Source organism: Mesorhizobium sp. M1050, from assembly GCF_040318715.1.
GTDB lineage: Bacteria > Pseudomonadota > Alphaproteobacteria > Rhizobiales > Rhizobiaceae > Mesorhizobium.
In genome coordinates, this window is sequence record NZ_JAMYMV010000141.1 from 1 (window position 1) to 5,954 (window position 5,954).

A 5,954-nucleotide genomic window follows, 5' to 3' on the forward strand; every position below is an offset into this window, starting at 1 on the left:
TCAACGTGCGTTTAGCAGACCTGGCAGCGACCTACTCTCCCGCGTCTTGAGACGAAGTACCATCAGCGCTGGAGCGTTTCACGGCCGAGTTCGGAATGGGATCGGGTGCAGCCGCTCCGCCATAACCACCAGGTCGGCAAAACGCACGTTATTCGAGAAGCTGTTTTTTAGCGAATAGCCAATAGTGAGTAGCGAATAGGGATCCTATTTGCTGCTTTCTCTGAGCTGTTCGCTGGTCTTTTTTGTGCCTTTACAGTTCTTCTGGTCCTGACGCCTTTCGAAGCGAAGCTTCGCAAGGTCGACCGACCGTCGGCGCTGATGCGCCGCACCCACGTAGCGCCGCCCGCAGGGCGGAACGAGCGTGAGTGAGAACAGACCATCTGACTTCGTCAAATGGGCATAAGGAATGAGAACGATCAAGCCGATCGAACTATTAGTACCGGTAAGCTTCAAGCGTTGCCGCTCTTCCACACCCGGCCTATCAACGTGGTCGTCTTCCACGGTTCTCAGGGAATACTCGTTTTAAGGTGGGTTTCCCGCTTAGATGCCTTCAGCGGTTATCCCGTCCGGATATAGCTACCCTGCTATGCGGCTGGCGCCACAACAGGTCCACCAGAGATCCGTCCATCCCGGTCCTCTCGTACTAGGGACAGATCCTTTCAATATTCCTACACCCACGGCAGATAGGGACCGAACTGTCTCACGACGTTCTGAACCCAACTCACGTACCGCTTTAAATGGCGAACAGCCATACCCTTGGGACCTGCTCCAGCCCCAGGATGCGATGAGTCGACATCGAGGTGCCAAACAACCCCGTCGATATGGACTCTTGGGGGTCATCAGCCTGTTATCCCCGGCGTACCTTTTATCCGTTGAGCGATGGCCCTTCCACGCGGGACCACCGGATCACTATGACCGACTTTCGTCTCTGCTCGACTTGTCAGTCTCGCAGTCAGGCAGGCTTATGCCATTGCACTCAGCGAACGATTTCCGACCGTTCTGAGCCCACCATCGCGCGCCTCCGTTACTCTTTAGGAGGCGACCGCCCCAGTCAAACTACCCACCATACATTGTCCCGGACCCGGATAACGGGCCGCGGTTAGACATCCATAGTAATAAGGGTGGTATTTCAAGGGTGGCTCCACCTGAGCTGGCGCCCAGGCTTCAAAGCCTACCACCTATCCTACACATGCCACTACGAATGCCAATGTAAAGCTATAGTAAAGGTGCACGGGGTCTTTCCGTCTAACCGCAGGAACCCCGCATCTTCACGGGGAATTCAATTTCACTGAGTCTATGCTGGAGACAGCGGGGAAGTCGTTACGCCATTCGTGCAGGTCGGAACTTACCCGACAAGGAATTTCGCTACCTTAGGACCGTTATAGTTACGGCCGCCGTTTACTGGGGCTTCGATTCAGAGCTTGCACCCCTCCTCTTAACCTTCCAGCACCGGGCAGGCGTCAGACCCTATACGTCGTCTTGCGACTTCGCAGAGCCCTGTGTTTTTGATAAACAGTCGCTACCCCCTGGTCTGTGCCACCCTCCTCTACTTGCGTAGAAAAGGGTCACGCTTCTTCCGAAGTTACGCGTGCAATTTGCCGAGTTCCTTCAGCATAGTTCTCTCAAGCGCCTTGGTATACTCTACCAGACCACCAGTGTCGGTTTCGGGTACGGTTTATAAGGAGGAGCTATTTCCTGGAACCACGCAGCAGCCCGTTCAATCCGATAAGATTGGACTACCTCAATGATCCGTCACTACCTCCAAGCCCACGAATATTAACGTGGTTCCCATCGACTACGCGTTTCCGCCTCGTCTTAGGGGCCGGCTAACCCTGCTCAGATTAGCTTTAAGCAGGAACCCTTGGTCTTTCGGCGGGGGAGTCTCTCACTCCCCTTACGTTACTCATGTCAGCATTCGCACTTCTGATACCTCCACCACCCCTCACGGGTATGGCTTCATCAGCTTACAGAACGCTCCGCTACCGCTTGGCCCTTGCGGACCAAACCCTAAGCTTCGGTGTATGGCTTTAGCCCCGTTACATTTTCGGCGCAAAGACCCTTATTTAGACCAGTGAGCTGTTACGCTTTCTTTAAATGATGGCTGCTTCTAAGCCAACATCCTGGTTGTTTTGGGATCCTCACATCCTTTCCCACTTAGCCATAACTTGGGGACCTTAGCTGTAGGTCAGGGTTGTTTCCCTTTTCACGACGGACGTTAGCACCCGCCGTGTGTCTGCCGACTAGTACTCCCAGGTATTCGGAGTTTGGTTAGGTTTGGTAATCCGGTGAGGACCCCTAGCCCATCCAGTGCTCTACCCCCTGGGGTATTCGGTCGACGCTCTACCTAAATAGATTTCGCGGAGAACCAGCTATTTCCGAGTTTGATTGGCCTTTCACCCCTAGCCACAAGTCATCCCGAACTATTGCAACAGTTATGGGTTCGGTCCTCCAGTAAGTGTTACCTTACCTTCAACCTGCTCATGGCTAGATCACTCGGTTTCGGGTCTAATGCGACGAACTGAACGCCCTGTTCAGACTCGCTTTCGCTGCGCCTACACCTAGCGGTTTAAGCTTGCTCGTCACACTAAGTCGCTGACCCATTATACAAAAGGTACGTGGTCACCCAGGACGAACCTTGGGCTTCCACTGTTTGTAGGCAATCGGTTTCAGGTACTCTTTCACTCCCCTTGTCGGGGTGCTTTTCACCTTTCCCTCACGGTACTAGTTCGCTATCGGTCATGCACGAGTACTTAGGCTTGGAGGGTGGTCCCCCCAATTTCAGACAGGATTTCACGTGTCCCGCCTTACTCGAGGACGATTGATTGCATTACGCGTACGGGGCTGTCACCCACTATGGCCCTACTTTCCAGAAGGTTCCGCTTGTCTCTCAATCGCCACTGGCCTGGTCCGGGTTCGCTCGCCACTACTTCCGGAGTCTCGGTTGATGTCCTTTCCTACGGGTACTTAGATGTTTCAGTTCCCCGCGTTCGCCACTTTACCCCTATGTATTCAGGGTAAGTTACCTATTATCGATACTTGGAAACCACAGCAGCAAGTCGGCCTTGCGACCTTCCGGCTGCTCTGATTTTCCAAGTACCTTAGGTGGGTTTCCCCATTCGGAAATCTACGGATCAAAGGGTATTCGCACCTCCCCGTAGCTTATCGCAGCGTATCACGTCCTTCATCGCCTGTGCATGCCAAGGCATCCACCAATTGCCCTTAAGACACTTGATCGTTCTCATTGCCAATGCCCACCCGCGCAATTCCGAAGGAATTGTCGCTTCAGCCTCTCCTTTGCAGGATTAGCCTCCGCGCAATCCGAAGGATTGTCGCCTGAACCGGATCCTGTGCGGGATCCAATTCGATGTCATTGGCACAAAAAGACCAGCTTCTCGAGATCGGTTCGAGGGTGCGGTTAGGCAAACCCATCATATGCGGGAGATTGAGCGTCTCCCGCGACAAATCACAAACCTTTTGGGCTCATGAAGTTCGAACAAATCTTCTCTTTACAATGTCAAACAGAACAGGCGGAGAGCATGACGCTCGCCGCAAACCTTTTTACGAATGACTTTCCTCTTCATCTCTACTCGACACCTCTTCCAAAGAAGATGGTGGAGCCGGACGGGATCGAACCGACGACATCCTGCTTGCAAAGCAGGCGCTCTCCCAGCTGAGCTACGGCCCCTTAATACCTCTTTGAAGTGATGCAGAGGAGATGGTGGGCCTGGGAGGACTTGAACCTCCGACCTCACGCTTATCAAGCGCGCGCTCTAACCAACTGAGCTACAAGCCCTTAGCCCCAAGCGCAGATGGTAGTCGGCTTCGAGGCAGAGCCTCGCAAGGCCGACCGGCCGTCGCGGCTCGTGCCGCGCCCTCGCGGAGCGCCAGCACCCGAAGGGTGCGACACGGCGCGCGAGCGCAATCCAAAGTCATTCGCTGAAGAAAGAGAAACGAAGGCGGCAGACCCGCTTAAGGTATGCGCGACGGTCAAAGTGACTCTTTGCCGTCTTGTTCCAAGAGAACCGAAAGGCAGAGGCTCCCCATTTCATCCGAAGATGAGGGATTGAGCGTTTCCATTAAGGTTCTTCCTTAGAAAGGAGGTGATCCAGCCGCAGGTTCCCCTACGGCTACCTTGTTACGACTTCACCCCAGTCGCTGACCCTACCGTGGTCGCCTGCCTCCTTGCGGTTAGCACAGCGCCTTCGGGTAAAACCAACTCCCATGGTGTGACGGGCGGTGTGTACAAGGCCCGGGAACGTATTCACCGCGGCATGCTGATCCGCGATTACTAGCGATTCCAACTTCATGCACTCGAGTTGCAGAGTGCAATCCGAACTGAGATGGCTTTTGGAGATTAGCTCGACCTCGCGGTCTCGCTGCCCACTGTCACCACCATTGTAGCACGTGTGTAGCCCAGCCCGTAAGGGCCATGAGGACTTGACGTCATCCCCACCTTCCTCTCGGCTTATCACCGGCAGTCCCCTTAGAGTGCCCAACTTAATGCTGGCAACTAAGGGCGAGGGTTGCGCTCGTTGCGGGACTTAACCCAACATCTCACGACACGAGCTGACGACAGCCATGCAGCACCTGTCACCGGTCCAGCCGAACTGAAGGTATCCATCTCTGGAAACCGCGACCGGGATGTCAAGGGCTGGTAAGGTTCTGCGCGTTGCTTCGAATTAAACCACATGCTCCACCGCTTGTGCGGGCCCCCGTCAATTCCTTTGAGTTTTAATCTTGCGACCGTACTCCCCAGGCGGAGAGCTTAATGCGTTAGCTGCGCCACCGACAAGTAAACTTGCCGACGGCTAGCTCTCATAGTTTACGGCGTGGACTACCAGGGTATCTAATCCTGTTTGCTCCCCACGCTTTCGCACCTCAGCGTCAGTACCGAGCCAGTGAGCCGCCTTCGCCACTGGTGTTCCTCCGAATATCTACGAATTTCACCTCTACACTCGGAATTCCACTCACCTCTCTCGGACTCGAGATTGCCAGTATTAAAGGCAGTTCCAGGGTTGAGCCCTGGGATTTCACCCCTAACTTAACAATCCGCCTACGTGCGCTTTACGCCCAGTAATTCCGAACAACGCTAGCCCCCTTCGTATTACCGCGGCTGCTGGCACGAAGTTAGCCGGGGCTTCTTCTACGGTTACCGTCATTATCTTCACCGTTGAAAGAGCTTTACAACCCTAGGGCCTTCATCACTCACGCGGCATGGCTGGATCAGGCTTTCGCCCATTGTCCAATATTCCCCACTGCTGCCTCCCGTAGGAGTTTGGGCCGTGTCTCAGTCCCAATGTGGCTGATCATCCTCTCAGACCAGCTATGGATCGTCGCCTTGGTAGGCCATTACCCCACCAACTAGCTAATCCAACGCGGGCTCATCCATCTCCGATAAATCTTTCTCCCGAAGGACGTATACGGTATTAGCTCCAGTTTCCCGGAGTTGTTCCGTAGAGATGGGTAGATTCCCACGCGTTACTCACCCGTCTGCCGCTCCCCTTGCGGGGCGCTCGACTTGCATGTGTTAAGCCTGCCGCCAGCGTTCGTTCTGAGCCAGGATCAAACTCTCAAGTTTTGAAACTTTGATTGGCTTTTATCTGGTCACGCTTCGAATTGACGAGAACATTCACACCTAGACACTCACGTGTCTTGGTAGACTTATTCTCTCAAAACGTGTCCGCCAAAGTCTCGTTCGAACCTCATACCCCTGGCGGGATAAGAGGTTCAGCAGGACTCTGCCGCCCACGTTTCTCTTTCTTCATTATTCAATTTTCAAAGAACAGACATCGCTTCACGCAATGTCGTGGCCCGCTTCGCTTTTGGCTCCGGGGCCGTCCGAGTGTCGCTTACGCGGCTCTCTTGAATTTCGCTAAGGGCAGGCTTAGAAGCAAACTTCTTCGTCGCCAGCGGCGAGCCGCCCTCGTTCGTGAGGCGTATATAGTCGCCACCAA

Annotated in this window: 2 tRNA genes and 3 rRNA genes; all 5 read right to left on the reverse strand. The window is 54.3% G+C overall.

Annotated features, from left to right (window positions below):
- Positions 1–18: 18 nt before the first annotated feature.
- A 5S ribosomal RNA gene (rrf, locus tag NKH57_RS33260) occupies positions 19–133 on the reverse strand.
- 279 nt (positions 134–412) lie between these two features.
- Positions 413–3,234, reverse strand: a 23S ribosomal RNA gene (locus tag NKH57_RS33265).
- Between the two features lie 375 nt (positions 3,235–3,609).
- Positions 3,610–3,685 (reverse strand) — tRNA-Ala (locus tag NKH57_RS33270).
- 31 nt (positions 3,686–3,716) lie between these two features.
- Positions 3,717–3,793 (reverse strand) — tRNA-Ile (locus tag NKH57_RS33275).
- A gap of 300 nt (positions 3,794–4,093) precedes the next feature.
- Positions 4,094–5,578, reverse strand: a 16S ribosomal RNA gene (locus NKH57_RS33280).
- The 16S, 23S and 5S rRNA genes sit together here with 2 tRNA genes alongside, the layout of an rRNA operon.
- Positions 5,579–5,954 lie beyond the last annotated feature (376 nt).